Below are 26,864 nucleotides of genomic sequence, written 5' to 3'. Positions count from 1 at the left end.
GGCGCTCACGGGGCTTCCTGCTGGTTTTGAATCATGCCGATCAGCCGGTTCATCGTCCGCTTGATTGGAAAGTCCGGTTCGAAGTGGTTCGACGTGACCAGGATATCGTCGAGCTCGTCGCGCAGTCCGTCCAGGTCGTCGATCATCTTACGCCCGACCAGATCGGCCAGGGCGTCGATGACGGCCTGACGCACCTTCCCGTTCGGGTCCTGGTAGAACGGCCTGAGCCATTCCGAGACGGCGCCGTCGCCCATCCTGCCCAGGGCGCGTATGGCGGCGGACCGGATCTCGAAAGACGATTCCCGTAATAGGCCGTTTAGTCCGCTCAGTACCTCTTCGTCCCTTTCTCCATCAGCGTCCGCCGTTTCCGGGCCGTGGGCCAGGTCGGCGAAGGCCAGGGCCGCGGCGGACCGCACTTCGTAATAAGGGTCCGCCAGCAGGTCCAGCAGCACGGCGCGCACCGGTGCATCGTACACGCCAAGCCGGCCGATCGCCGTCACGGCGTTGCGGCGGATGAAGCCGACCTGCCGGTAGTCGCCGCCGAGGAGCCGCTGGAAGAGAGGGGCCGGCGTCCGGTCGCGCAGCAGCGCGAGGAGGAAGGGCAGGCGGTCGCGGTAACCGAGCAGGCCGGCCAGCTTTACGCCCTCGTTCCGGATGGGCCACCGCTCGTTCTTGAGGAATCCGTCGACCCGGTACTTCAGGTAGTCCTCGCCCACGGATTCGATGAACCACTCGTCGCGCCCTTCCGCGAAACGCCTGACCAGCGCAAAGGGGGAGAGCGCGGATGCCGGCGGACAGCCTGGGCCGTCTTGGCTGCCCGGGTCGCCCGATTTGGTATCTCCGGCGGCGCCTTGTTCGTCGGGTCTTCCGTTGGAACTTGCGTGGTCCGCAGGCCGGTCCGGGCGGTCCGCAGGCTGGTCCAGGCGGTCCGCAGGCTGGTCCGGGTGGTCCAGGCAGTCCAGGCTGGCCGTAAGCATCTGGTCCAAATGGTCGACGATCCGGTCCAGTCCGCTTCGGTCGAAGGTCTCGCGGGCCCGGCGGCTCATGGCGGCATGACCGGCCGGGTCGTCCAGGATTTCGAGGACCAGACGGGCCAGGCGCTCCCCGTCGACCACGCCGATGGTCTGGCCGTCCTCCGCGGTAATCGATTCGTACACGACGCGGGCCGCGCCCCTCGATTCGAGCGTCCTGGCGTTCACGGCCTGGTGGTCGCCGGGCGCGTAGGGCAGGGGCACGAGGATTGAGGGGACTCCGCAGATGCCGATCTCGGTGACGACACCGGCGCTGGCCCTTCCGATGACCAGGTCGCTGGCGGCGTAGAGCTTCTCGATTTCGTGGGAGTAATCCGACTGGTGGTATCTCGACAGGTATTCACCGGCGATGTCGAGCCGTTCCAGGTGATTTCGGGTGTCTGCCTCCGCGTCGTAATCCGGGCTTCGTGTCTGGCCGATGACGTGGATGACGTGGATATCCGGCCGGGCAAGCAGCCCGGGCAGCGCGTCGACCACGGCCCGGTTGATGGACCGGGCGCCCGACGAAGCGCCGAAGGCGAATACCACCCTGGCGTCGTCCGGCAGGCCCTGCGAGGCCCGCGCGGTGGCCCGGGACACGGCGCCGATCTCCCGCCGCACCGGGTAGCCCGCCCAAGTCGTCTTTTCCGGAGGGAAATACCGCAGCGACGCTTCGAAGGAAACTCCGATGCGGTCCGCGATGCGGCCCGCGAGCCGGTTGACCTTTCCGGGCACGACGTTCTGTTCGTGGACGAAACACCGGCGAGCGCCCGAGAGCCGGAGCGATTTGAGGATCCAGTGGGCCAGGAGGACCGGGCTGCTGGCGTAGCCGCCCGTGGCGACGATCATGCGGGGCCGGTGTCTCGTAAGGTGAAACAGGCTCTGAAGGACGCCGAATCCGGTGCTTAACGCGAAGCGCAGGAGCGCGAGCGGCTGCCTGCCCGTCGGCAGTCCGCGGGCATGGACGAGGTGGATCGGATAGCCTCGCTTCGGCACGAGGGAGGCTTCCATTCTTCCCCGCGCACCGATGTACACGATGCGGGCTTCGGGGTTCCGTGCCCGCACCTCGTCGGCGATGGCCAGCCCAGGATAGACGTGGCCGCCCGTCCCGCCCCCGGTGAACACGTAGGTCAGGGGACGCTTTCGGACTGGCGGCTTCGGCGCAGCCGCTGTGGCTTCCGTCTTCCGCGTGGCCGCGGTGACCTCCGTCGCCTCCTCATCCGGTGGTCGTTCCGCATCCTGTTTAGAGGTAATCTGAGACATGGGCGGGCATTCCGCTATCGGCAACGCTGGCACGCTGGAGAGACGCGACGACCTGTACCAATGGACGTTGGTTGATCGCTTCGGTTCCGGAACGCGTACGATTAGATCGAGGTTACTGCCACGACACAAAGCGCCAGAAGCCGCTTTATGTGGGGTACAGGGGAATGTAGGGGAATGCGGGGTACTGTCAAGCCGTATTGTGACTTCATCGGGCCGTCCGGGTGGAGGGGGCTTTCGTGTCATAACACAGAATTCTAAATGACATGAACAGGTAGAATGGATATGTTTATGCATGCGCATTACGATCCATATCGACGACAACCAGCACGCGAAACTGAAGAACATCGCGGCACGGACCGGCAGGACGCTGACCGCCGTCATCCATGTCGCGCTTTTTGACGCGCTGGCGCGGCGACGCAACAGGGAACGGTCAGCCATTGATCTACCGGTATTTAACGGGACCGGGGTCATGCCCGGTGTGGACCTGAACGACTCGGCCGCGCTCCTCGACCACATAGAAAACGATCAAGGTCGGCCCCCAGTTGTATAATGCCGTAAACCACGGAGCCAGAAACCATGTCCGATCTCAAGACCCGGCCCACCGACGCGAGCGTCGAAGCATTCATTGACGCGGTGGACCATCCGCGCAGGCGCGAGGACGCGCGAACGTTACTGGAACTCATGCAAAGGGTGACGGGCGAAGAACCCGTGATGTGGGGACCGTCGATCGTGGGGTACGGAAGCTACCACTACCGGTACGCGAGCGGACAGGAAGCCGACTGGCCCGTCGTGGGATTCTCGCCGCGCAAACAGAACCTGTCGATTTACATCATGACCGGGTTCGAAGAATCTGACGAGTTGCTTTCCCGCCTGGGCAAGCACAAGACCGGCAAGTCCTGCCTGTACGTCAACAAGCTGGCCGACGTGGACCTGGAAGTGCTGGAAAGACTGGTGCGCGCGTCGGTCGCGGAGATGAAACGAAGGTATCCGAGCTGACCGGAGAGGCGATCCGGAATCGCTGGCGCACCTCCCGTTCAGGGCGGGTTTCGCCGGGTAACAAATAGTATAAGGAGGGCCCGATTAAGTTCGATGCAGTGACCGAGTATACTTGACAAATTTTGGTTTTGGGGTTATAATTGTGGACGATCTGAAATCTATATATGCCGTGAATCAAGGTGATTCAACGGTGAAACTCTTAAACGGAGGAATCCAATGCGAGGTATATTCGTACTGCTGACCATGACCCTGGTCATGGGATGCGCAACCGAACCTGCGAACTTCGAGGAGCTCGTGGAACGGTTGGACGCCACGGAGCAGGAAATCCGCGCCAAGCAGGAAGAGATCCAGACGACGATAGCGACGTTCAACGAATCGTATCCCGACAGGCAGGTCGATGCGGAGTCGTTGACCAACATGGCGCTGAATCCTGACCACGAAGCCGTCTTGAACGAAATGCTGGCCGGCGAAGAGGACGTTTCGTACCGCGGTCTCGTGCAGGAGATCATCGATACCCGGGGCGAGGTCGCGGAGCTGCAGCAGCAGATGCAGGATCTTCGGGACGATCTGCCCGCGCCTTATACGGTTGAGCGCGGCGACTCCCACATCCAGGTCGCCCTGCAGTACCTCATGGAGAATCACGGTCTTTCGACCGCCGAAGCACGCGACGTGGTCGAGCAGACCGCGCTGGTGGAGGACCTGAACGTGGGCAACCAGATCTGGCTGCTCTACACGGACGGCATCCTCGGCACGTACGTGACGCAGGGCACGGCGGACATGTCTCCGGGCCGCGCGCAACGCATCGCCAGGGCGCGCATCAACCGCACCATCAATACGCTGACCGACGAGCGCGACGCAGCCGAAGCCCGGGCGGCTTTCATCGCCGATTCGCTGGGCCAGGTCAAGGACATGCTCGAGGAGCGTATCGTGTTCCTGCGCAGCGAAGAAGAGCGCCTCAATGGACAGATCGCGATGCTGACCGACGCCCGCGACGAGGCGCTGGCACAGCGGGACATGGAGGAGCAGGCGAAGCTGGCGGCCGAGATGAAGCTGAACTCCATATTCTTCGCCGTGAACACCATGGATCACTGGAAAGACTCGATGGTCATCAAGGATCCGTTCTTCGGCGGCCCCCGCGTGGAATCACTCTCCGGCGTGGATTTCGCCCAGTCCCAGGACCTGCGTGAAGGCACGGTACTCACGATCGAACGCTCGGCCTTCCCGTCGCTGGACAGTATCAAGAAGGTGGACGTTTTCCCGCGCACCTTCAGGGACGGCCAGGACTATGTCGTCGCATTCCATCCCTCTGGCGACCGGGTATCCATCGAACTGCTCGTGCCGGATAACTTCGCCGGCCAGAACGTGCTGTTCGCCCTGAGAGACTAACGACCAGATTCCCATCGAACAGCTTGAATCATCTATACGCATCGCAGAAACGAAGGCGGGTGGCAGGCAGTCAGGCAACCCGCCTTCGCCTGCTTAGGAGCCGGGTTGCATGCAGTGGAAACAGGTACGTATCGTTCTTATTCTCGTTGTAATCTTCACCGCACTTTGGTACGTCTATCCTTCCGTAAGAACATCTGACTACTGGCAATACGCCCCCGTTCAGAACGCCCTTACCCCGGAACAGATCGATGCGATCGATGCGGATCCGCTCCTGACCGAAGCGGACCGGGCGCAGCTCAAGGAACTGAACCTGACCAAGGCCGAACGCGACCTGCTCCAGGACCAGTCCATCCGCCAGGGTCTCGACCTCCAGGGCGGCGTGCACATCAAGCTCGAGGTGGACAAGTCCAACCTGCCGGAGGAGGAAGCCGTAGACGTCGTGGAACGGGCGATGCAGGTCATCTCGAACCGCGTCAACGAATTCGGCGTCACCGAACCGATCATCCAGCAGGAAGGCGAAGACCGCATCATCGTCGAGCTGCCGGGACTCAGGGACATCGACCGGGCCATGACGCTGATCAACCAGACCGCCCAGCTGGAGTTCAGGCTGCTGCGCGAAGGCAGCGAGCTACGTTCGGTCGTCGAGCGCATCGACGCCCTGCTGGCGGCCCGCGATACCACGAGCGTCCCGGCGGATACGAGCGCTCTGATTCCCGAAGCGAACGTCACGGCGGAACGCAACCCCTTACTGTCTTTGATCGACCTCTCCGACAACGAGATCATCGTACCGGCGAGCAATACCGCCCGCGTAGACGAAATCCTGGCCCAACCCCAGGTGCAGAGCTTCATACCGGCCGGCGCGGAGATCCGGGCCGGCGTGGTGCGGACGACGGCCAGCGGGCAGCGCGTCAGGTCCTACTACTACATGAACGCCCAGTCGGAACTGACCGGCGCCGTACTGGCGGATGCCTTCCCGCAGACCGGTTCAGGCTCCGACATCGGCAGCATGGGCGTGGCGTCGGTGGGCTTCACGACCACGGACGACGGCGCCAGGACCTTCTCCCGCGTTACGGGAAACAACATCGGCCGGCGCCTGGCGATCGTGCTGGACGGCCGGGTGTTCTCCGCGCCGGTCATCCAGGGACGCATCCCCAACGGCCGGGGCGAGATCACCGGCATCAACTCGCTGGAGGAGGCCAGGGACCTCGCCATCGTCCTGCGCGCCGGCGCCCTGCCCGCGCCCATGGAGATCATCAGCAAGTACGTCGTGGGGCCGTCCCTGGGCGAGGACGCCATCAACTCCGGCAAGTGGGCGTCGATCCTGGGCCTCATCACCGTCATGATTTTCATGGCGGTGTATTACCGGACGGCCGGCTTCATCGCCAATTTCGCCCTGATCCTGAACCTCCTCTTCCTGCTGGCCGTCCTCGGCGCCTTCCAGGCGACGCTGACGCTGCCGGGCATCGCGGGGATCATCCTGACCATGGGCATGTCGGTGGACGCCAACATCCTCATCTTCGAACGGATCAAGGAGGAACTGAGGGCCGGAGGGAAGACGATCCGGCAGTCCGTGGACAGTGGCTACGGGAACGCGCTCCGCACCATCGTGGACGCCAATATCACCACCCTGATCACCGCCTTCGCCCTGTACGAGTTCGGAACCGGCCCCATCAAGGGATTCGCCGTGACGCTGGGTTTCGGTATCCTGATCAGCATGTTCACGGCCATTTTCATCACGCGGTCCCTCTTCGACGCGCTCATCGACCGGTGGCAGCTTGCCCAGGTCAGCATCGGCCGGACCGATCCCTTCGGGCGCCTGTTCTTCGGATTCATGAGGTTCGGCAAAGTGGCCTTCGTCATCACCTGGTGCGTGATCGTGGTCGGCCTGGGGACCATTGTCGTGCGCGGCGGGGTGAACTGGGGCGTGGACTTTCAAAGCGGGTCGCTGATCGAGATGCGGTTCGATCCCCCGGTGCCGGTACAGGACATACGCGGCGCTCTGGGTAACGCCACCGTCGAGAACCAGGCCGTCGACCTGAGCCAGAGCGAGATCAAGGTGATCGGCGAGGAAGGCAATATCCTGATCCGGGCGGCCGCCAGCGACTGGAACGAGCAGCAGATCGCATCCTCCGTCAAGACGACGCTCCATGAACAGTTCCCCGAAAACCTCAAGGGCAACGAAGACGACTGGCTTCGGCAGGAATACAACGTCAGCCCGAAGATCGGCAAGGAGCTCACGGTCGACGCCATGGGCGCCGTGGGGGCCTCCATCATCGGCATTGTCCTCTACATCACCATACGGTTCCGGCAGGTCAACGGGTTCCGGTTCGGGATAGGGACGATCGTCGCGCTGATCCACGACGTGCTCATCGTGCTGGCCATGCTCACCCTCGTGGGCGAGGAACTCACCATGGCGGTCGTGGCGGCCCTGCTGACCGTCGTGGGGTATTCGACAAACGACACCATCGTGGTCTATGACCGCATAAGGGAAAGCCTGGGCCGAACCCGGACGGAAGGGTTCTCCGGCGTAGTGGACCGGAGCATCAACGAATGCCTGAACCGGACCATGATGACGTCGCTCACCGTCCTCCTGGTCCTGGTCTTCCTGCTGGCCGGCAGCACGTCGACCAACTGGGGATTCGCCCTGGCGCTGACCTTCGGTGTCATCACCGGAACCTATTCCTCGATTTTTATCGCCAGCCCCATCGTGGTCTGGTGGCAGAACTGGATAGCGAAGAAGCGCGAGGAAATTCGACGCGCCAGAAAGCTATCGCGGTCGAGCGTCGCCCGCACCGGTTAGGGTAAACTGAAGCCGGGGCGCCGGCGCCGGACGCGACCCTTGACGAATCGAGCGTCGCCCGCGCCGGTCAGCTAAAGCCCGCGGATCCCATGTCGCCTGCCGAACGCATTGAAGTCCTGCGCCGGGACATCCGGTCGCACGATCACCGGTACTTCGTACTCGACGATCCGGTCATCAGCGATTACGACTACGACATGCTGGTGACCGAGCTGCAGGACCTGGAATCGGCCCACCTCGACCTGATCACCCCCGACTCGCCCACCCAGCGCGTCGGGGGGGAACCCTCCGCTTCCTTTCCCGTCGTCCGGCACCCCGTACCCATGCTCTCCATCGGGAACACGTACAACGATGAGGAGATCCGGGACTTCGACCGTCGCATCCGCGCCCTGCTGGGGCCGGACCGGGAGTACGCCTACGCGGTCGAACTGAAGATCGACGGCGTGGCCGTGAGCCTGCGCTACGAGAACGGCGCGCTGGCCCTGGGCGCCACACGGGGGGACGGCGAGCAGGGCGACGACATCACGGCGAACCTGCGGACCATCCGGTCCATCCCCCTGCGCATTGCCGAAGAAAAACCCCTGCTTAACAACATCGATGTGCGGGGCGAAGTGTATCTCCCCCACGACGGGTTCGAGGCGCTGAACGCCTCCCGCGCGGAACGGGAGGAGCCGCTCTTCGCGAACCCCCGCAACGCCACGTCGGGCTCGCTGAAACTCCGCGATCCCCGCGGCGTCGCCGAGCGGCCCCTGAGGGTGTTCCTCTACACGCTGCGTTTCGAGGACGAAGCCGGCGCGCTCGCGGTCCGGCCCGACCTGGACAGCCACTTCCAGCGGCTGCGCTGGCTGGCCGGCCAGGGGTTTCCGACCAACCGGGAAGCCCGGCGTTTCGGAGCCATAGACGAGGTGATCGGTTTCTGCCATGACTGGGAGGAAAGACGGACCTCACTGTCCTACGATATCGACGGCATGGTCATCAAGGTGGATTCCACCTCACAGCACGGCGAACTCGGCGCCACGATGAAGAGCCCCCGCTGGGCCATCGCCAACAAGTTCGCCGCGCAACGGGCCAGGACGCGTCTCACGGACATCCGGCTCCAGGTCGGCCGCACTGGCGTGGTAACCCCGGTAGCCGAGCTCGAGCCGGTCTTCCTGGCCGGCTCGACGATTAGCCGGGCCACGCTTCACAACGAGGAAGAGATCCACCGCAAGGACCTGCGCATCGGAGACACCGTGTGGATCGAAAAAGGCGGGGACGTCATCCCCAAGGTCATTTCGGCCGACGTGAACGAGCGAGAGGACGGGGCAACGCCCTTCGAGATGCCGACGGCCTGTCCGGTGTGCGAAACCGCGCTCGAGCGGGTGGGCGAAGAGGTGGCGTGGCGTTGCGGGAACGCGGCCTGTCCGGCCCAGACGCAGGCGCGCGTCACCCATTTCACCGGCCGGAACGCCATGGACATCGAAGGGTTCGGTCCGGCGGTCACCGAGCAGATCCTGGGGAACGGCCTGATCGGGGACGTGGGCGACATCTACCGGTTGACCCGCGAACAGCTCGGGACGCTGGAGCGCATGGGCGAGAAATCCGCCGGCAACCTGCTGCAGGGTATCGAAGCCAGCAAGGACCGCCCCCTCGATCGCCTCCTCTTCAGCCTGGGCATCCCCCACGTGGGCGAGCGGGCCGCCCGGCAGATCGCCGAGCGCTTCCGCTCCATCGAAACCATCAAGGCGGCTTCGGAAGAGGAACTGGTCGCCGTTCCGGAGATCGGTCCTAAGATCGCCGAAAGCATCGTCTCTTTTTTCCGGAACGAACGGAACCTCGAGATCGTCGAGAAGCTGAAGGATGCCGGCCTCCGCATGGAACTGGAAGCGCCGGGCGACGGTGCGGAAGACGGCACGGTTAGCGGCGCGGACTCCCAGGCGCTGGCGGACAAGATCGTCGTCATCACGGGAACGCTGTCGAACTACACCAGGGATGAGATGGCCGGCCGGATCGAAGCCGCGGGCGGACGCGTGACGTCCAGCGTGAGCAAGAAGACGGACTACCTGGTCGCCGGCGAAAACGCCGGTTCCAAGCTGAAGAAGGCCCAGTCCCTCGGTGTCGAAATCCTGAACGAGGAAGAAACCGAAGCCCTCATATCCGGGGAACAGTCCCCATGAATGCCTACGGTTGCCAGTCCATGGTGCGCCCGTTGAAGCGGGTGCTGGTCAAGCGCCCGGAAGAAGCCTTCGAAAGCCAGGAACGGATCGACGGGCAGTGGCAATCCTTGGATTACCTGACCAGGCCGGATTTCGCCCGCGCGGTGGACGAACACCGGCGGTTCACTTCCCTGCTCGAAGCGGCGGGCGCCGAAGTGGCGTGCCTGCCGGCGGACGGCCGGACGGGACTGGACGCCCTCTACACCCACGATCCCGTGGCCTCGGTGACCGACCAGGGCGTGATCCTGGGCCGCATGGGCAAGGACGCCCGCATGAAAGAGCCGGACGCCCTGGCGGACTGGTTCGCCGGAGCGGACATCCCCGTGGCGGGGCGCATCGAACCGCCCGGCAGCGTCGAAGGGGGCGACGTGGTCTGGCTCAGGGACAACCTGGCCGTCATCGGACTGACCTACCGCACGAATGGAGAGGGGATCCGGCAGTTCCAGGAACTGCTGCAGCCGCGGGGCATCGACGTGGTGGCCGTCCCCATGGTCCACTGGGACGGTCCGGGCGCGGTGCTGCACCTGATGTCCGTCATCAGCCTGCTGGATACGGACCTTGCGGTCGTCTACGAACGGCTGCTGCCCATCCCCTTCCGGGAGATGCTGACCGCCCTGGGCATCGGCCTGGTGGCGGTGCCGGACGAGGAGTACGACAGTCTCGGCTGCAACGTGCTGGCCGTAGGACCCCGCCACGTCATCGTGCGAAGCGGCAATCCGGTTACGGAGGACCGCATGCGGAAGGCCGGCTGCCGAGTCGAAGCATTTGACGGAGACCACATCTGCTACGCGGGCAGCGGCGGGCCGACCTGCCTGACGCGCCCGATTCTGCGGTCATGATGAGTCTGTGTACCGGGTGTGAACCCATCTCGGGGCGGTCATGATAACATGAACAAGTACCGGGCAGGCTTCATCGGTTGCGGCGGCATCGCCACCGCTCACGCGGACGGATACCGCCACGTGGAAAACGCCGAGATCGAACTGATCGCGGGTTCGGACATTCATCCGGAAGGGGAGAAGGCGCAGTGCCTCGCCCGGGAACACGGCATCCGGCTGTACACAGACCATCGCGAAATGCTGGAGCGGGAGCAACTCGACCTGGTGAGCGTATGCACCTGGCCCCGCGGACACTGCGAAGCCACGATCGCGGCGGCGGAAAACGGCGCGAAGGGCATCCTGTGCGAGAAACCCATGGCCGTGTCCCTGGACGAGGCCGACCGGATGATCGAGGCCTGCGAGAAAGCCGGCGCCGCCCTCGCCATCGGCCACGCCCACCGTTTTTCGCCCCAGGCCGTTCAGGCGCACACATGGGTCCGGGCGGGAGAAATCGGGAAGGTCGCCATGATCTGGGGCCACTGCACCCTCGACCTGATGAATAACGGCACCCACGTCATCGACCTGATCAGCTACTTGAACGGCGACAGCCCGCCCCGCTGGGTCATGGGCCAGATCGACCGCCGCAGCCAGATCGAAGGACGGCGCAATCATCCGGACATGCCGGCCGAAGACATGGCGATCGGACGGGTGGGCTACGAGAACGGCGTGGTGGGATTCTTCGAACTGGGCGAGCGGGCGAGCCAGTCCTTCTCCTTCCGGATCATCGGCTCCGACGGCATCATCGAAGTGAACAGCCCCGACGGGCCGCCGCTTAAAATGCTGTCCAGCTACCGTTCGGACGGATGGCACGTACCGTTGTTGAACGAGATCTATTCGAACGTGTGCGGTGAGTTGGAGGAACTGGTCTCCGCCGTGGAAGGCCGCGCCGCCCACCGGTCCGAGGCGAAGATCGCCCGCGTAGCCCTGGAGACCATCATGGGCATCTTCGAATCCTCCGCGCGGCGACGCGTCCTGGAATTTCCCATCGACGCCGGCGATTTCGTCCTGGAACGCATGGTCAGGGAAGGCATGGTGTAAATTGAACGCAGCCCACGACAACGAACAGCGGGACGAACAACGGGCCAACCGCCTGGCTCACGAAACCAGTCCCTACCTCAGGCAGCACGCCCACAATCCCGTGGACTGGTATCCCTGGGGTGAAGAGGCCCTGGAGAAAGCCCGGTCTGAAGACAAGCCCGTGATGCTGTCCATCGGCTACTCCGCGTGCCACTGGTGCCACGTCATGGCCCACGAATCCTTCGAGAACGACGAAACGGCGGAGATCATGAACCGGCACTTCGTCAACGTCAAGGTGGACCGGGAGGAACGGCCGGACCTGGACGAGATCTACATGAACGCCGTCACCGCCATGACGGGCAGCGGCGGCTGGCCCATGACCGTCTTCCTTACGCCCGGCCTGAAACCCTTCTACGGGGGCACCTATTTCCCCCCGGATGACCGTTACGGCCGGCCCGGGTTTCCCCGCATCCTGCAGGCCGTCGCCCAGTTCTACCGGGAACGCCGGTCCGACGCCGAGGAACAGGGCGAGAAGCTCAAGTCGCGCCTCGTCGAGCTGGCCGGGTTCACTTCGGCCAACGAGACCCTGGAAACGGGCCTGCTCGACAAGGCCTTCACCGGGATCGCCGCGTCCTATGACGCCACCAACGGCGGTTTCGGCACGCAGCCCAAGTTCCCCCCGTCCATGACGCTGTCCTTCCTGCTGCGCGAGCACCTCAGGTCCGGCCGGCAGTCGGCCCTCGACATGGCCATCCATTCCCTCGCAAAAATGGGAAACGGCGGCATCTACGACCACCTTGGCGGCGGATTCCACCGCTATTCCGTCGATGCGAAATGGCTAATCCCCCATTTCGAGAAGATGCTCTACGACAACGCGCTGCTCCTTCGGACCTATACCGAGGCCTTCCAGGCCACCGGAGAACCCCTGTTCCGCAGGGTCGTTTCGGAGACGGCGTCGTACGTGATCCGAGAGATGCTGCAAACCGGCGGCGGATTCTACGCGACCCAGGACGCGGACAGCGAGGGCGAGGAAGGCCGGTTCTTCGTGTGGACGCCGGACGAGATCAAGACGGTACTGGGGGATGAGAAGGGCCGACTTTTCGCCCGTTACTACGGCGTGGAAGAAGGAGGCAATTTCGAACACGGGACCAGTGTCCTGCACGTGGACGTCGACCTGGAACCGTTGGCCGCCCACCTGCGGGTGGTGCCGGACGAACTGCGGGCGATCGTGTCGGAAGGACGCCGGACCCTCTTCGATCACCGCGAGAAACGCGTGCACCCCGGACGGGACGAGAAGATCATGACGGACTGGAACGGGCTGATGGCCGGCAGCATGGCCCGGGCGAGCCGCGTCTTCGGCGAACCGGCCTGGCTCGACGCGGCGGCGGATTCGATGGGGTTTGTCCTGGACGCACTGTACGAGGACGGCCGGCTCATGCATACCTTCAAGGACGGCCGCGCGCGGTTCAACGGTTACCTGGACGACTACGCCTTCACGGTTTCCGCCCTGATCGACCTGTATGAGGCGACCTTCGATCCGGCCTGGTTCGCCCGCGCCGAGGCGCTCATGGACACGACGATCGAGCGGTTCTGGGATCCGGAAGACGGCGGGTTCTTCTTCACGAGCGACGACCACGAGGCGCTCATCGTCCGGTCAAAGAATCCCTACGACAACGCGATCCCCTCGGGCAATGCCGTGAGCGTGCAGAACCTGCTCCGTTTGGCCGCGTTCACCGGCAGGAACGAATACCGGAACCGGGCCGGGCAGACCCTGTCGCTCTTCACGGATTACATGGGCGCGGCGCCCGGGGGCTTCGGCCAGTTGCTGTGCGGACTCTCCTGGTATCTCGACAAGCCCGTGGAGATCGCCCTGGTCGGCGCCAGGGAGGACGTTGCCACGCGGGCGATGCTGGACCTGATCGACGGCACGTTCTTGCCGAACAAGGTCGTGGCCCTGCACGATCCGTCCGAGGACGAAGGCCGTGCCGCAGAACTCGTCCCGCTCCTCGCAGGTCGGCCGCAGATCGACGGCGCGACCACGGCCTACGTCTGCGAGCAGTTCGTGTGTCAGCAGCCGGTGACCACGGTGGACGGGCTGGCCGAACTGTTAACAAGACGCGGAACCAAACCCACATAGCCTCCCTCTTTAGAAGCCCGCCTAGGATTCGCACGGCGGCACGGTGATTCGTTCATCGCATCGCAATGAGCCCGAATCCCCTCCTCAGAGACCCAGGCCTAAACCTCTTTAGTCGACCCCCAGCAGTCGGGCAACGGCGCCCTTGCCCGCGGCCTGCTCGCGGGTGTAGTGCGCGGGCATCTGGCTGTCGGTCCATCGCCCGGCGTTCTGCAATTCCACCAGGGTAGCGCCGCGCTGCGCGAGTTCCTGGGCGGTTCCGATGCGAAGGCTGTGCCCACTCACACCCTTGATGCCGACCAACTCCGCAGATGCCTTGATGGCCAGCCGTGCGCCGTCCACCGTCAGCCGGGCATCGCTCATCCGGTCGCCCTTCAGCATCCGGCGAAAGAGCGCTCCCTCCGTGTAGCCGGCTTTCTGCTGCAACTGCTGGATCGTGTCGACGGTTCGGGCGGTCAGAAAGAGGCTGGCGCCCTTCCCCTCCTGGTCGGTCTTGCTATGATGTAACAGGAGACGCCCACTTCCGTCGAACTCGGTGGTGATGTATTCGCAGTCGATGGCGACGGCTTCACCGATCCTCAACAGGGCATCGCTCATAACGCGAAACAGCGCGGCGTCTCTCAGTCCGGCCAGGGTGTCGGTGCTCAAGGCGTTTTGTACCATGATCTTGACCGTCTCGCGGGTCAATCCCGTTACCTGGCCGCGGCCCCGGTTTCGACCTTCGCGACGGATTCCGGCCAGCGTTCGGCTCGTCAACGGGCCCACGCCTGACGGCCGTCGATCCAGCTTCTCCCAGAAACGGACCGCCTGTACCACTACCGTAACAGAGGCCGGCGCGAGTCCCCTGGCATACAGATGCGCCAGGTAGCCGGCCAGCGTAGTGTCGGTCAACGGCTGTCCATCCAGGTGTTCGAACAACTTGCGCAGAGCATCGCCGTACGCTTTCGCCGTGTTCGGCGCGATGCTGGCTTCCAGTAACCGTGCGAGATCAACGGAAGATCGACCGGCCTTGTGGTCGAGAGTATGCTGTAAAGAGATATTTCGCTGCATAGTACCTTCTCAATACAAGAGTTCCAGCACGCTCTCATATGGGAGAGATCGCTGTTTCCCCGTTATTCGGACGAGACAGGGAGGAACCCGGACACTAACTCCTGTCGCAACCTGAAAATTTTGTTCTTGTGATATAAATGGAGTGGTTCACCGCATTTCGGACGGCTGAGTTTGTAGGATCGATCCCGGTACCGAAGGGCCAGGACGGTTTGCCCCAGGTACGGATTCGATATGGTCTAGCGGCTGGATACGAGGCTCGTTAACCATTCTCGCCAGTCTCAATATGCCGTTTCGTTGTCGATTTATATGGTAGGTAAGGTACGAATGGATGCGGGGAAAGGTCAACCAGTTTATGAATATCAAATAATTTTATTAATACTGAAAGTTTTATTCCATATATATATGATTAGATTGAACTATAAGTCAAGAAAAAACTTCTTTTTTTTTCATTCACAGTGCTTTCCGTGACTAATATGGACTTTCTTCACAAATGGCGACAGTTTTTTGTGACGCAGGTTCGACACCTCCGTTTTACCTTTACCTGGCTTCCCTCGATCCTAATCTGACGTACTCTCCGATCCTGACCCGATGTACCCAATTCATACCTGACGTCCCCCCGACTCATATCTGGCATACTCTCCGATTCATACCTGACGTACTCCTCGGTCTCGCCTGTCCTGCTCGACTCTTACCTGACTCGTCCGATCATACCTGACATACCCGATCATATGCCTGTCGCTCGACCGTGCGTGGGGGCCGACTGCGTCCAGTTTCAGGCGCGTCGGCCGACCGCTTCCTGACGCTCGGTCTAATCATATTTAAGGGGAAAAGTCCGGCGATACGTCCCTTGAATCCGAGTGATTCGGCTCTGAGATCCAAGCAGTCTTGAGTCTTGTGATTATCTGATAAGTCATCCGATCCAATCGCGGGAAAGGAGGCGATATAGACAAGTTTCGTGTTTTCGTCATTCCTTTTAGTAGGGCTTCCATAAACGGGAGAACACAATGCATTACCTCATAATTGCTGTATTGGCCTTCGCGCTGTCCATGTTGGGTTGCGAAGGCAAGACAGGTCCGGCGGGTCCGACCGGTGCGGCTGGCGTTGCCGGTCCGGCAGGGCCAGCTGGCCCGCAGGGTTCGACGGGTCCGGCTGGAGCCACAGGTCCTGAAGGCCCGCAAGGTGAGAAGGGCGACCCAGGTCCTCCGGGTGAGAAGGGCGAGAAGGGTGACCCAGGTCCTCCGGGTGAGAAGGGCGAGAAGGGTGACATGGGTCCGCCGGGTGAAGCCGGGATCCCGTCCGATCTGCCTGGCAACATTCTGGCAGCCGTTCACCACGTCGTCGTATTTGAAGGCAACGAAAAGAAAGAAGATGCTCGTAAATTCTTTGCCTCGAAGGACTTCAAAGGCGACGCCGACGATGCAGACGACAAAATACGTGATGCCAACGTACTCAAGGATGGCACTTTGACATTCAGTGCCGTCGCCTTAGCTCAGGACGGAAGTATCGTTCCAGTGATGTTTACGGCTGAAGTGGATGATCCTGTCGTTGCATCAGTGGAAGAGGTCGAGGCGGGAGAATGGACGGTCACGGGTGACAGAGGGGGGAACTCGACCAAATTCATCGTGAAAGCTACTGATCGTGGCATCAAGATCGAGATACCTCTTGGTGTGCACAACGCGGTCAAGGGCATCGTAATTGAAACCGATGAAACGTTCCCTGTCCAAAAAGGCACTGATGTCATGATTATGGCCACGGCCCTGGACGCCAAGCAGACCGACGATGAAGGCAAGGAGGGTACGCCGGTTTCGGGCGTGACCTTTACTTGGACCACTTCGAACTCCAGCGTTGCGACCATTGATGCCGATAGTCCGAATGATATGCCTACGATCAAGACGCATAAATCCGGAAAAGCCAAGATTCAGGCGAAGATCGGTGATGTTAAGAGCAACGAGATAGAAGTCGAGGTGTTCGACATCGAGACTCCCCAGAGGCGTCTGCGTGTGGTGTTCAACACGCCTCACGAAGCTACCGTCACTACGGCTGATGATACGACGACTGCAGACACGAATGAAACCGTGCTCGACGCCGATATCACCGTCAACGTCCGTTTGCAGGAGTACGGAACAAATAACGCCGGTGAAGCTGCTTGGGTGAACGTTGATAGTGAAATCAATGTGGACTTCGACAGTATCGATACGGATGTGCTAACGTTGGACATTTCTGCCGATACCGCTGCCTCTAGTGGAATCGCCGCAGGTGTGATCCCCACCAACACCACAGCTGGAACAGCCAAGAGCGATGGCACTGAGGACGTGACTGCTCGCGTGAAGATCAGCAGCGCCTATGCTGACGATATTTATGTGACGGTTAAGTTTTTAAAGCTGGCAACCGGAGGATAAGGACTCAGGGATAATCCGGGCCCGTAGCCAGGGTGCTGAAGAATCCTGAGTAATGGGCTGGCGGCCCAAGCCACCAAAGCGAAGGTCGCCAGCCAAGTTCAAGGGTGGCTCCCGGCATTATCCTGACGGGACAGTGTGGCAAGATAGCTTCTCAGACATACTCGTCCTGGCATTTGTATCAGGTCACCTTGGAACGTCTTCCCGTTCGCCCTGAGTAGGAGCCACGGCCACTGAAAAGGGCGATCGGTCCCAAGTTAAGGAAAGCCCCGTTGCAGGTACGGGGCTTTCCTGTATGCTACGACGTAACTCCCGCCGCTTTCCTCATCATAGGGCTCCTTGTGTTCATTTTTGGGTGGCGTACACGCCCGATGAACCGGGGAGCCTTTTTCATTTCGACTAAGACATGTCAACTTCGTCTGTAGTCGATCGACCCATCTATCCTCCTACTTCGTTTTCCCACACCTGACATACCTCCGGATCCCACCCGACCTAACCAATCCGTACCCCCAGCACGAAACCGCGCATGGCGTCTATCTCCAGCAGTTTTCGAACGAGGAAGCCAGGCGATTCACGATGCTCAATCTACTCATATTTAAAGTGAAAAGTCCGAAGATAAGGTCCGAAATCCGAGCAGCCTTGAAGTCCGTAATCAGAAGTCTTGAGCTTGTAAATCAGTCAACCGATCAATTCGCGGGAAAGGAGGCGATATAGGTCAGTTTCGTATTTTCGTCGTTCCTTTTTGCAGAATTTCCATAATCGGGAGAAAACAATGCACTACCTCATAATTGCTGTATTGGCCTTCGGTCTGTCCCTGATGGGATGCGAAGGTAAGACGGGTCCGGCGGGTCCGACAGGTCCGGCGGGCTCCGCAGGTCCGGCGGGTCCGGCAGGTCCGCAGGGCTCGACGGGTCCGTCAGGCCCGGCAGGCCCAGCAGGCGCTGATGGTGCTCAAGGTCCGCAGGGTGAGTCTGGTCCGGCAGGTCCGCAGGGTGAAAAGGGTGACCCGGGTGAACCAGGCCCGGCAGGTCCCGAAGGCCCGCAGGGTCCGGCAGGTATTCCGGACACCGGTGGCATTGATCCCATCCAGTTGGCGCAAGCGCACCACATCGCCATAAAGGTAGGCGACGGGGATAAGGAAAACGCGACGGGCGGCGTCTCGACCACTATGAGGGTCGGTGAGGATGTTATGATTGTAGCCGCAGCCCGCGCACAGAGTGAGAAGGTCCTTGATGGTATCCCTGTTGCGCTGGCCATAACCAAGAATGACGACGAAGCCATCACTCTGGAAGATGGAATGATCACCGCCGTCGGGGCCGGTTCGGCCGTAGTCACGGCTGAGTCGGAGTTGGCCGGTATCTCCGGTAAGCTCACTGTCACAGTTACCAAACCTATCGATGCGATCGTTTTCATGGTTGGTGAAGGTGCTGGGCCAAGTAATCTCAACTTGGCGGCAGGCGAGACGTATATGAATGAAATAACCGCCGTGGCCCATGATGAGGATGACGAAGTAGTTGAGCTACGTTCTAACTGGTCCTGGTCAAGCTCCGACGGATCCGTTGCCACAGTAGCCGTGACAAAAGACCCTATGGATAATAAGAAGGTGAAGGGTATGGGTCAGTATGCCATGATCACCGGGAAGGGCTCTGGCAGCGCCGAGATTATGGCGACAGCCGAAGGCGTGAGCGGTAGTATCAGCGTGGTAGTCACCGGACAGAGAATCACGAGAGTTATCGATCCCGGTTCCTCCAACAATGGAAATGCATTTGTTTGGGATAGAGGATTGGAAACAGCTGGTTTCACAGATGCCACCGACCCAGATGGAAATGGGACTCATGATACCGTGTTTAACGTCAATCTCCGCGATGTGGTATCCAACGACTTGATTACCGCGTGGGCTTTGACAGTTAGTCCTGGTACGGCTGTTGCCGGAACTCCTGCCACCACTGATCCCGCGGCAGCGCAAGTAAATCCGGCAGTAGGAGCGGCAGCGGCAGCGGCGAACGCCGATGGTACCGTTGCCGTGACAGTTACCGTGGCCGATGTTCCTGCTGGCATCAAGGCGGGAACGTACAATACGTTCGTTTCATTAAGGGCTATTGGAGCGAGAGAGGCGCGTTTGTTGTTTACCATCACAGTCAAAGACGCGCCGGAATAACATCGGGATAATCCGGGTCCCGTAGACAGGGCACTGACAGAGTCCTGCGGCCAGCGACCTGCTTGCTCCAGCGAGCAGGTCGCAGGTCACGTTTCGAGTGACCCCCGGAAGTTATCCCGACAGGGCATACGCATCAAGCATCCCGCCCTGCATTTGTTCGGTCATCTCGTTACAACTTCCCGTTCGCCCCGAGTAGGAGCCATCGGCCACTGAAAAGGGCGATCGGTCCTGCAAAAAAGGAAAAGCCCCGTTGCGGTTCACGGGGCTTTTCTGTATTCCACCGGAATTAACTGAGCCGATTACGCCGTCACTCATCCCGCAGCGGCCTGGAGATGACGCAGGCGTTGATGCCCCCGATCCCCATGGACAGCTTGCCGGCAATGCCGTCGGGAGGTGGGCACGAGGTGTCGTAGACGAACCGGTTGTGCAGGCTTTCGATCTCCGGATTCACCTCGTCGCGGGAGAGGGGCGTGGGGTATAGGGCGCCCCGCGCGTACCCGAGATATTGTGCCGTCAGTTCCCATCCTCCGCCGGCGCTCATGCCGTGACCGAAGGTGCCTTTCCGCGCGGTGACCGTCACGGAGCCGGGCACCATTTCGAGCAGGTTCTCCATTTCCAGGAAATCGCCGGGTGTCGCCGTGGCGTGCAGATCCCACGAGGCGATGTCGCCGGCGGAAACGCGGGCGTCTTCGATGGCCTGGCCGACGGCTAACCGCGGTCCTTCCTTCGACGGCGTGATGATATGGTCGGCGTCAGAGCTGACGCCCACGGCCAGGGGTTCCATCCCAACAGGGCTGAACCCCTTTTCGGTCATGTAGTCCCAGTCACCGATGATCCAGAGTACGGATCCGCCCGATACGTGGGTGCCGCGGAGCCCGGTCAGGGGCTTGGACACAGCGCCGTCGGCGGCGGATACGCGGGCACGGTAGAATGCGCCTACCAACAGGGACGTGGGGGGCGGGTCCGTGGCGCCGACGACCACGGCCTTTGCCTCGCCGCGCCGGATGGCGTCCATCCCGAGCTTGAGGCACACGCCGAAGGTCGAGCAGGCGGCCACGGGCGCCAGTGACAGGCCGTGAATCTGCCCCATCATGGTCACCTGCGACGCGGGCGTGTTGTGGATATTCCAGATCAGGTCGGCCGAAACGCATTCCCACGGCGGCTCGGGCGCGCCCCATTCATCCTGCAGCTGGTGTTTCCGGCGCTGCTTATCGCGAATGAGCTTCATCTTGCCGGACTCGACGGTCCCCTCGACGTTCATCCCCTCGATCTCGGCGAGGGTCTCCAGGTACGACCTTAGTTCCTCCGACTGGGACGTCCAGTAGGCGTTCCAGGTTTCTTCGGCCTGGTCTCGCTTCGCAGACGGCGCGGTCTCCGGGTGGGGCGGCATGGCTTCGTCCACGCCTTCGTCGTCGTGCCGGGTGAGATAGGCGCGAAGCCGGGCGTTCCGTTCTGCCGAACCCCAGAAATGGTCCCATGCACGCTGGGCCCGGTACAGCTCCATGCTGATCCGGCTGATGGTGGGGATGTTGCCGACGCCGGTGCCGATGTATACGTGGGCGGACGTTCCCAGCGCCTGGAGTTCCTCCTCCAGACCCGGGTTCTGTCCCAGCGACTGGATGAAGGCCCCGATCGCGTGCAGCGTGGTGGGATCCATCTTGTCGACCAGGCGGGGGTACCGGTTCGACGGAAACCGGGCGTCGATCCAGGACCGGTAGTCCCGGAAGTCGAAATCGGGCTCGCCCACCAGGAAGTTGTTCGGACCGAACCCGTCGAATGGCGCCAGCCAGCTTTCCGATTGCTCCAGGTTGCGGGCAAAGGCTTCCATGTTGGGCGAACGGGGGGCCACGATGCCCCATCCGAAGATGCCGATTCTGCGCACGTCGAACCTCGTTGAAGACGGTGAACCCGCCGGTACCTACCGATGACCGCTACGGTCTTACAGCCCCGTCAATATACGCCGAGTAAGAAGCCGACTCAAGCCAATTCACCCTGACGTTAGGTATGATGGATCGCGGCAACTTCGACCAACTGTTGGTTTTACACCTCACCTATCAACTCTCACCCCTACCCTGTTTCTCCCTTACCGACCGTACCCGATCCTGCCTGACGTACCCGATTTAGACCCCTAGTACAGAACAGTTGTGGTGTCTGCTTTAATCCGATTTGGGACGAGTCGGCCAACCCATCTCCGCTGCTCAATCTATTCATATTTATGGTGAAAAGTCCCTGAACGTGGCCAGAAACCTGAGCAGTCTTGAAGTCCGTAATCAGAAGTATTGAGTCTTGCATTTTAGTCAGCCGATCATTCGCGGGAAAGGAGGCGATATAGGTCCGTTTCGTATCTTCGTCATTCCTTTTGAAGTGTTTCCATAATCGGGAGAAAACAATGCACTACCTCATAATTGCTGTATTGGCCTTCGGTTTGTCCCTGATGGGATGCGAGGGTAAGACCGGTCCGGCGGGTCCGAGTGGTCCGAGTGGCCCGGCGGGTCCGAGTGGTCAGGCTGGTCCGCAGGGTAATACCGGTCCGCAGGGTCCGGCAGGTCCGGCTGGCGCTGATGGTGCTCAGGGTCCGGCAGGTCCGCAGGGTGAGAAGGGTGACAAAGGCGATCCGGGTGAAGACGGTATGGATGCTACGTTGCCCGACCCCGGCGATATCCCCGGTGGAATTCTGACGCAGGTTCATCACATCGTTATCGGCTACTTGGATGACGACGGGGAAAAGACTGGTGCCGTTACGTACGCGGGCCCGGATTTCAAGGATGATGGGTCAGCAGATAAAAAGAAGCTGTCCTTCATGTTGCCAGTAGGGGAAACGAGGCAATTAGCGGTTAAGGTCGCTTCGCAGGACGGGAACCCGATCCCTGGTATCGAGGTTGCTTACTCGTCTACCGATCCTGTGACCGCTACGGTCACAGAGGACGGTGAAATTGAGGCGCTAGAGCACGGAGATGCCACGATCAAAGTAACTGTTGTGGGTCGTGGAATAGCGATTAACATCAACGTCGACGTTTTGGAAGCGGTGAAGAAGGTTACGATTGCCAGCGGTACCCAAACCCTCCCTGTCGGTTTCTCTGTAACGTGGAAGGCTAAAGTCATCAATGCTGATGACGAGGATATAACCGCCAACGCGATCGTAACTTGGGAGAGTGAAGATCCCAGCATTGCCAAGGTAGACGCTAAGAAAGGGGTGGTGACCGGCGTTTCAGATGGCGATACACGAATCAGGGCTTCGTCGGGAGGGAAAAACAGTGACTGGCGGGATGTAACTGTGACTCCCAGCGGCATATATACTCGTACTATACAACCCGTAGGCAATACCACGGATAAGGTAACTGTTACACAGACCACTGACACAGACGACGAAGGTAACCGGCTTAACTTTCCCGCCGCCGATGGTACTATCTCGGAAGCTACAGTAACGTTTGAGTTGCTGCTGCTTTATGCTGTCGGTTCTTCCACCAATGATGTTGGTGACGAAGTGGCTACTCCGACTCCGGGCGATTTCGTAATCACAGTCGAGAGTGATCGAGTATTAACTACTGCTGGCATCGCAGCCGCAGCAGGTGATGGGAATGTCGTCGATGTAACCGTTACGTTAGCGGATGCGCTCGTAAGGCCCGCCTCAGCTACAAACGAGACAAGGGGTAAATACGGGAAAGCCCTCATCAGCGTGAGCCATCCTGATGCAGAGAACCCCGCGCAGTTCGTGTTGGAAGTTGCCAAACCCTAACCTCGGGATAATCCGGGTCCCGTAGACAGGGCGCTGACAGAGTCCTGCGGCTCGCGGCCTGCTCGCTCCAGCGAGCGGGTCGCCAGCCAAGTTTCGGAATGGCCCCCGGAGTTATCCCGACAGGGCATACAAGCTGCATTCCGCCCTGCATTATTGTCGGTCATCTCGTTACGTCTTCCCGATCGCCTCGAGTAGGAGCCACGGCCACTGAAAGAGCGATCGAACCTGAAAAAGGAAAGCCCCGTTGCGGTTAACGGGGCTTTTCTATATTCAGCGACCTTACCTAGTCCAATATCCTCGTTTTCTCCTACCCGCCATAGCTGATCCCACCGGACGTACCTATTACACACCCAAAGCAATAACAGCAGGTAGCACTCATATTCTTCCGATTTGGGACGAGTCGGCCAACCCATCTCCGCTGCTCAATCTAATCATATTTATGGGGAAAAGTCCCTAATAGCGGTCGAAGCGCGGCCCGAAATCAGCGCAGTCCTGAAGTCCGATTTGGCAGTCTTGAGCTTGTAAATCAGTTAACCGATCAAATCGCGGGAAAGGAGGCGATATAGGTCAGTCTGGGATTTCGTCATTCCTTTTAGTAGTGATTCCATAATCGGGAGAAAACAATGCATTACCTCATAATTGCTGTATTGGCCCTCGGTCTGTCCCTGATGGGATGCGAGGGCAAAACAGGTCCGGCTGGTCCGACCGGCGCGGCCGGCGTCGCAGGGCCGTCAGGTCCGGCTGGTCCGCAGGGTTCGACGGGCCCGGCAGGTCCGGCTGGTGCGACTGGCCCTCAGGGTGAGAAGGGCGACACCGGTGAAGCAGGTCCGGCTGGTCCAGCGGGTCCGGCTGGTCCGACTGGCCCTGAAGGTCCAATGGGTCCTCCTGGTGAATCCGGGGTCCCGGGTGATCTTCCTGGTAACATCCTGGCCGCTATTCACCACGTCATCGTTTTCGAGGGTACTGAAGCGAAGAAAGATGCTCGTCGTTACAATGCCCCGCTGTTTGATGACGCAACCGGCTTGAGAACCCGAGATACCGCCGTTCTCGTTGACGGCAGTATAACTTTCAGTGCCGTTGCTGCTGCGCAGGACGGCAGTGTCGTCCCCGCTGAATTCACTTTTGAGGTCGATGATCCCGTCCTCGCTACGGTGGAAGCGGGCGCTGCGCCGAATTCAGCAATGATAACCGGCGTCAGAAGGGGTGACACGAAGGTTGTCGTTAAATCAGTTGATCGCGGTATCAAGATTTCCATTAATCTTGCGGTACATAATGTAGTGAAGGGTATCGTGATCAAGACGGCCGACGATACCGTCGCCGAAACCGTCAACAAAGGTACCGAAGTCATGCTCGCGGCTACGGCCTTTGATGCCGCGAGTGGCGATGACAAGACCACTAACAGCGGTAATGAGGTATTGGGCGTAAAGTTTAGTTGGTCGAGTAACAATACGAGCGTTGCGACCGTGGACGACAAGAACAATGCAATGCCTACGATCAAGACGCATGCAGCCGGAACGGCCAAGATCACGGCGAGTATCGGCGACGTAAAGAGCAACGAGATCACGATCAATGTTTTCACCGTCGAAGAGCCTGAAAGACAGCTTATCGTGAGTACCGCAAATGCGCCATTTATGCGTTACTTCGATAACGACATCAATGATGATGGCACGGCTGACGATTCGGACCTTACAGCTACGGCCGATACCACCGAAACGACGCCGGCAACTATCGTGATCACCGTCACTCTGCAACACCGAGTGCTTGATACCACCGCCGGTAGCCCGACCTTAGGTCAATTGGTGTGGCGGGCCGTCGGAGCAGGTCTTACAGTCGACGTTTCAAGCTCCGATGCTATGGTATTGACAGTTCCTGGAATGCTGACGACTGACGCTAGCGGACAGGTTGCGTTGACGATAAACGGTGGCGCCGCTGTCGTGGGTCAAGGCAATGCCTTGGCAGCCGGAACCGCTTTCGTGACGTTTGACGAAGATTATTCGTCGCCAAAGCGTGCCGAAGTGAAGTTTATGGCGAAGGCTGGCAGTGGCGGATAGGGAAGGAAGCCGCCCAGTTTGGAATCCGGGATAATCCGGGTCCCGTAGACAGGGCGCTGACAGAGTCCTGCGGCTAGCGGCCTGCTCGCTCCAGCGAGCGGGTCGCCCGCCACGTTTCGGAATGGCCCCCGGAGTTATCCCGACAGGGCATATCAACTTCACTCCGCCCTGCATTATTGTCGGTCATCTCGTTACGTCTTCCCTTTCGTCCCGAGTAGGAGCCACGGCCACTGAAAAGGGCGATCGGTCTCGAAAATAGAAAAGCCCCGTTGCTGGTACGGGGCTTTTCTGTATTCAGGGAAGGAACTCAATGGTCCGATCCCCGGAAGAGACACGGACGGTGTACAATCGTTACCGGGCGATTCATTCACTTGACCGTCCTTCGGTCTCACGGTTACCATTCAGGATGACGAGATTGACAGTCTTCCATTTTTTGCCGCAGGTGTCACAAAGGCTGTCGTTGCCATCAGTCCGTGCCAGTCTATCGATCGTCCCGGAGTTCTGAATCCCCTTGCGAACCCTCTTCATCGGCGACATTCACGGCTGCGCCCGTGAATTCGAACACCTGCTTTCCAAACTGGCATTCCAGCGGGACACGGACCTCCTGTACCTGACAGGCGATGCTTTCAGCAGGGGACCTGATCCCATCGACGTATGGAAACTGATACAGGACACGGGCGCGAGGATGGTCCTCGGCAACCACGACTACCGCCTGGCGGACCGGCTTCGCCGGCACCTGTCCGGCGCCGTGGTCCCCACTCGAAGTCGCGATACCCTTAAAACCCTGGAAGCCCTCGCCCCATGCGCCGACGACCTGATCCCCTGGCTGGAATCCCTTCCCTTTTGGATCGACGAGCCTGAATTCCTGCTGGTCCACGCGGGCATCAATCCTGAAAAAGGCTTTAACGGCACGACCACGGAGGAGTTTCTCGTCATCCGTACTTGGCCGCCCGTGGACGGCATCGTGGGACCCCGATGGCACGACGCGTACGATCCATCCGGCAAGCTGGTCATATTCGGCCACGACGCCCCCGGTGGCCTTGTGATCAAGCGTCGGGTAGACGGTTCCCCCTACGTGATCGGCCTGGATTCGGGATGTATCTATGGCGGGCAGCTAAGCGGGTACGTACTGCAGGAAGACCGGTTGGTGCAGGTTGAATCCAGCCATCCCCGGAGCGTACGACCGGATTCAGGACCCTCAACGCTGTCCTGAGTCGCGAAGGGTTGATGCTCGGACCCCACCATTCCATAGAAAAGTTTTTTCCTTCGAGAATTAGCGAGAGTTTCCTGGCTAATACGTATAAAGGACCATTTGGGGGGAGGAAATTATGACTTCGGTATTTTGGCAAACCGTCTGCTTAATCGTGTACGCCGCGAATTACATTTTGACAGTCATCATCCTGATCAAGGTACTGTGACTCTTCGTGGTGAACAGCTGGCAGATGCAAGGAGGTAGGCTGAAATCATGTCGACCGAAAATACAAACCACGAAGGCCGGATCGGACGCCTGGAAGGCATCATCGAACAGATAGACAAGCGCCTTTCCCGTATCGAAACGGTAGTCATCGGCCAGTTGGTCATGACCGTTGCGATCCTCATCAAGTTGTTTATCTCGTGATCCGATACTCAGGTATACACCAAAAGAACGGCCCAAAAGGAACTAAAAAATGGAATCGTTACCTTCGTGGCTGCCCGCAGTTGCTGCCCTATTGATGATCGCTGTGGTCGGGGCGGTGGCAAACTGTGCCTTTGGATGGGGAGGAGAGAGGCAATAGAATGTGGAATCTTAACGGCGCTTGA

General features: G+C 60.4%; 16 protein-coding genes. 13 read left to right on the top strand and 3 right to left on the bottom strand.

Going from position 1 to position 26,864, the window contains the following annotated elements; translation table 11 throughout:
• Positions 1-5: 5 nt before the first annotated feature.
• Positions 6-2,654, bottom strand: a complete 2,649-nt coding sequence (locus tag F4X08_14655; protein ID MYD27040.1) for a hypothetical protein — start codon at positions 2,652-2,654, stop codon at positions 6-8.
• On the opposite strand from F4X08_14655, the gene F4X08_14650 reads away from it, so the two are divergent.
• The 8 genes from F4X08_14650 to F4X08_14615 all read left to right on the top strand — a co-directional run bounded on the left by F4X08_14650 (position 2,566) and on the right by F4X08_14615 (position 13,676).
• Positions 2,566-2,823: a DUF2191 domain-containing protein gene (locus F4X08_14650; GenBank protein MYD27039.1), complete on the top strand. Its 258-nt coding sequence runs from the start codon at positions 2,566-2,568 to the stop codon at positions 2,821-2,823. The two genes, F4X08_14655 and F4X08_14650, sit on opposite strands and share 89 nt — an antisense overlap.
• Before the next feature lie 26 nt (positions 2,824-2,849).
• On the top strand, positions 2,850-3,269 hold the full coding sequence (locus tag F4X08_14645; GenBank protein ID MYD27038.1) for a DUF1801 domain-containing protein: 420 nt from the start codon (positions 2,850-2,852) through the stop codon (positions 3,267-3,269).
• A 216-nt stretch (positions 3,270-3,485) separates the two neighbouring features.
• Complete coding sequence (locus F4X08_14640; GenBank protein MYD27037.1) at positions 3,486-4,655, top strand: hypothetical protein; 1,170 nt, start codon at positions 3,486-3,488, stop codon at positions 4,653-4,655.
• A gap of 109 nt (positions 4,656-4,764) precedes the next feature.
• Entirely contained in the window at positions 4,765-7,455 is a 2,691-nt protein-coding gene (gene secD, locus F4X08_14635) for a protein translocase subunit SecD (GenBank protein MYD27036.1), read from the top strand.
• Between the two features lie 89 nt (positions 7,456-7,544).
• The gene (ligA, locus tag F4X08_14630) at positions 7,545-9,608 is read left to right on the top strand and encodes an NAD-dependent DNA ligase LigA (protein ID MYD27035.1); all 2,064 of its coding nucleotides are present in this window, start codon (positions 7,545-7,547) and stop codon (positions 9,606-9,608) included.
• Positions 9,605-10,486 (top strand): hypothetical protein, encoded by an 882-nt coding sequence (locus tag F4X08_14625; GenBank protein ID MYD27034.1) that lies wholly within the window; start codon positions 9,605-9,607, stop codon positions 10,484-10,486. Before ligA ends, F4X08_14625 begins: the two co-directional genes overlap by 4 nt.
• Before the next feature lie 48 nt (positions 10,487-10,534).
• A complete protein-coding gene (locus F4X08_14620) occupies positions 10,535-11,560 on the top strand; it encodes a Gfo/Idh/MocA family oxidoreductase (GenBank protein MYD27033.1) in 1,026 nt (341 codons plus the stop codon).
• Position 11,561: 1 nt separating this feature from the next.
• Positions 11,562-13,676 carry a thioredoxin domain-containing protein gene (locus F4X08_14615; GenBank protein MYD27032.1) on the top strand — a complete coding sequence of 705 codons (2,115 nt, stop codon included), beginning with the start codon at positions 11,562-11,564 and terminating at the stop codon, positions 13,674-13,676.
• Between the two features lie 108 nt (positions 13,677-13,784).
• Here F4X08_14615 and F4X08_14610 read toward each other — a convergent pair whose 3' ends face one another.
• Positions 13,785-14,723, bottom strand: a complete 939-nt coding sequence (locus F4X08_14610) for a tyrosine-type recombinase/integrase (GenBank protein MYD27031.1) — start codon at positions 14,721-14,723, stop codon at positions 13,785-13,787.
• Positions 14,724-15,769: 1,046 nt separating this feature from the next.
• Here F4X08_14610 and F4X08_14605 point away from each other — a divergent pair.
• Positions 15,770-17,122, top strand: coding sequence for a collagen-like protein (locus F4X08_14605; protein ID MYD27030.1), 1,353 nt, complete (start codon positions 15,770-15,772; stop codon positions 17,120-17,122).
• A 769-nt stretch (positions 17,123-17,891) separates the two neighbouring features.
• Positions 17,892-19,277 carry a collagen-like protein gene (locus F4X08_14600; GenBank protein ID MYD27029.1) on the top strand — a complete coding sequence of 462 codons (1,386 nt, stop codon included), beginning with the start codon at positions 17,892-17,894 and terminating at the stop codon, positions 19,275-19,277.
• Between the two features lie 307 nt (positions 19,278-19,584).
• Here F4X08_14600 and F4X08_14595 read toward each other — a convergent pair whose 3' ends face one another.
• The gene (locus F4X08_14595) at positions 19,585-21,159 is read right to left on the bottom strand and encodes a beta-ketoacyl synthase (protein MYD27028.1); all 1,575 of its coding nucleotides are present in this window, start codon (positions 21,157-21,159) and stop codon (positions 19,585-19,587) included.
• Positions 21,160-21,666: 507 nt separating this feature from the next.
• Between F4X08_14595 and F4X08_14590 the strand changes: the two genes are divergently transcribed.
• The 3 genes from F4X08_14590 to F4X08_14580 all read left to right on the top strand — a co-directional run bounded on the left by F4X08_14590 (position 21,667) and on the right by F4X08_14580 (position 26,277).
• Complete coding sequence (locus F4X08_14590) at positions 21,667-23,013, top strand: hypothetical protein (protein MYD27027.1); 1,347 nt, start codon at positions 21,667-21,669, stop codon at positions 23,011-23,013.
• Positions 23,014-23,636: 623 nt separating this feature from the next.
• Positions 23,637-25,064 carry a collagen-like protein gene (locus F4X08_14585; GenBank protein MYD27026.1) on the top strand — a complete coding sequence of 476 codons (1,428 nt, stop codon included), beginning with the start codon at positions 23,637-23,639 and terminating at the stop codon, positions 25,062-25,064.
• Between the two features lie 505 nt (positions 25,065-25,569).
• The gene (locus F4X08_14580) at positions 25,570-26,277 is read left to right on the top strand and encodes a hypothetical protein (protein ID MYD27025.1); all 708 of its coding nucleotides are present in this window, start codon (positions 25,570-25,572) and stop codon (positions 26,275-26,277) included.
• Positions 26,278-26,864 lie beyond the last annotated feature (587 nt).

This window comes from Gemmatimonadota bacterium (assembly GCA_009841265.1).
Taxonomy (GTDB): Bacteria; JAAXHH01; JAAXHH01; order JAAXHH01; family JAAXHH01; genus JAAXHH01.
Note: the sequence above shows the minus strand (reverse complement) of the source record. Positions and strands in the feature narration are given on the sequence as shown.

Excerpts from the sequence above, each read along its gene's own strand:
- F4X08_14650 (MYD27039.1), top strand. The coding sequence starts at position 2,566 with ATGCGCATTACGATCCATATCGACGACAACCAGCACGCGAAACTGAAG.
- F4X08_14655 (MYD27040.1), bottom strand. The coding sequence starts at position 2,654 with ATGACGGCGGTCAGCGTCCTGCCGGTCCGTGCCGCGATGTTCTTCAGT.
- F4X08_14645 (MYD27038.1), top strand. The coding sequence starts at position 2,850 with ATGTCCGATCTCAAGACCCGGCCCACCGACGCGAGCGTCGAAGCATTC.
- F4X08_14640 (MYD27037.1), top strand. The coding sequence starts at position 3,486 with ATGCGAGGTATATTCGTACTGCTGACCATGACCCTGGTCATGGGATGC.
- secD (MYD27036.1), top strand. The coding sequence starts at position 4,765 with ATGCAGTGGAAACAGGTACGTATCGTTCTTATTCTCGTTGTAATCTTC.
- ligA (MYD27035.1), top strand. The coding sequence starts at position 7,545 with ATGTCGCCTGCCGAACGCATTGAAGTCCTGCGCCGGGACATCCGGTCG.
- F4X08_14625 (MYD27034.1), top strand. The coding sequence starts at position 9,605 with ATGAATGCCTACGGTTGCCAGTCCATGGTGCGCCCGTTGAAGCGGGTG.
- F4X08_14620 (MYD27033.1), top strand. The coding sequence starts at position 10,535 with ATGAACAAGTACCGGGCAGGCTTCATCGGTTGCGGCGGCATCGCCACC.
- F4X08_14610 (MYD27031.1), bottom strand. The coding sequence starts at position 14,723 with ATGCAGCGAAATATCTCTTTACAGCATACTCTCGACCACAAGGCCGGT.
- F4X08_14605 (MYD27030.1), top strand. The coding sequence starts at position 15,770 with ATGTTGGGTTGCGAAGGCAAGACAGGTCCGGCGGGTCCGACCGGTGCG.
- F4X08_14600 (MYD27029.1), top strand. The coding sequence starts at position 17,892 with ATGCACTACCTCATAATTGCTGTATTGGCCTTCGGTCTGTCCCTGATG.
- F4X08_14590 (MYD27027.1), top strand. The coding sequence starts at position 21,667 with ATGCACTACCTCATAATTGCTGTATTGGCCTTCGGTTTGTCCCTGATG.
- F4X08_14585 (MYD27026.1), top strand. The coding sequence starts at position 23,637 with ATGCATTACCTCATAATTGCTGTATTGGCCCTCGGTCTGTCCCTGATG.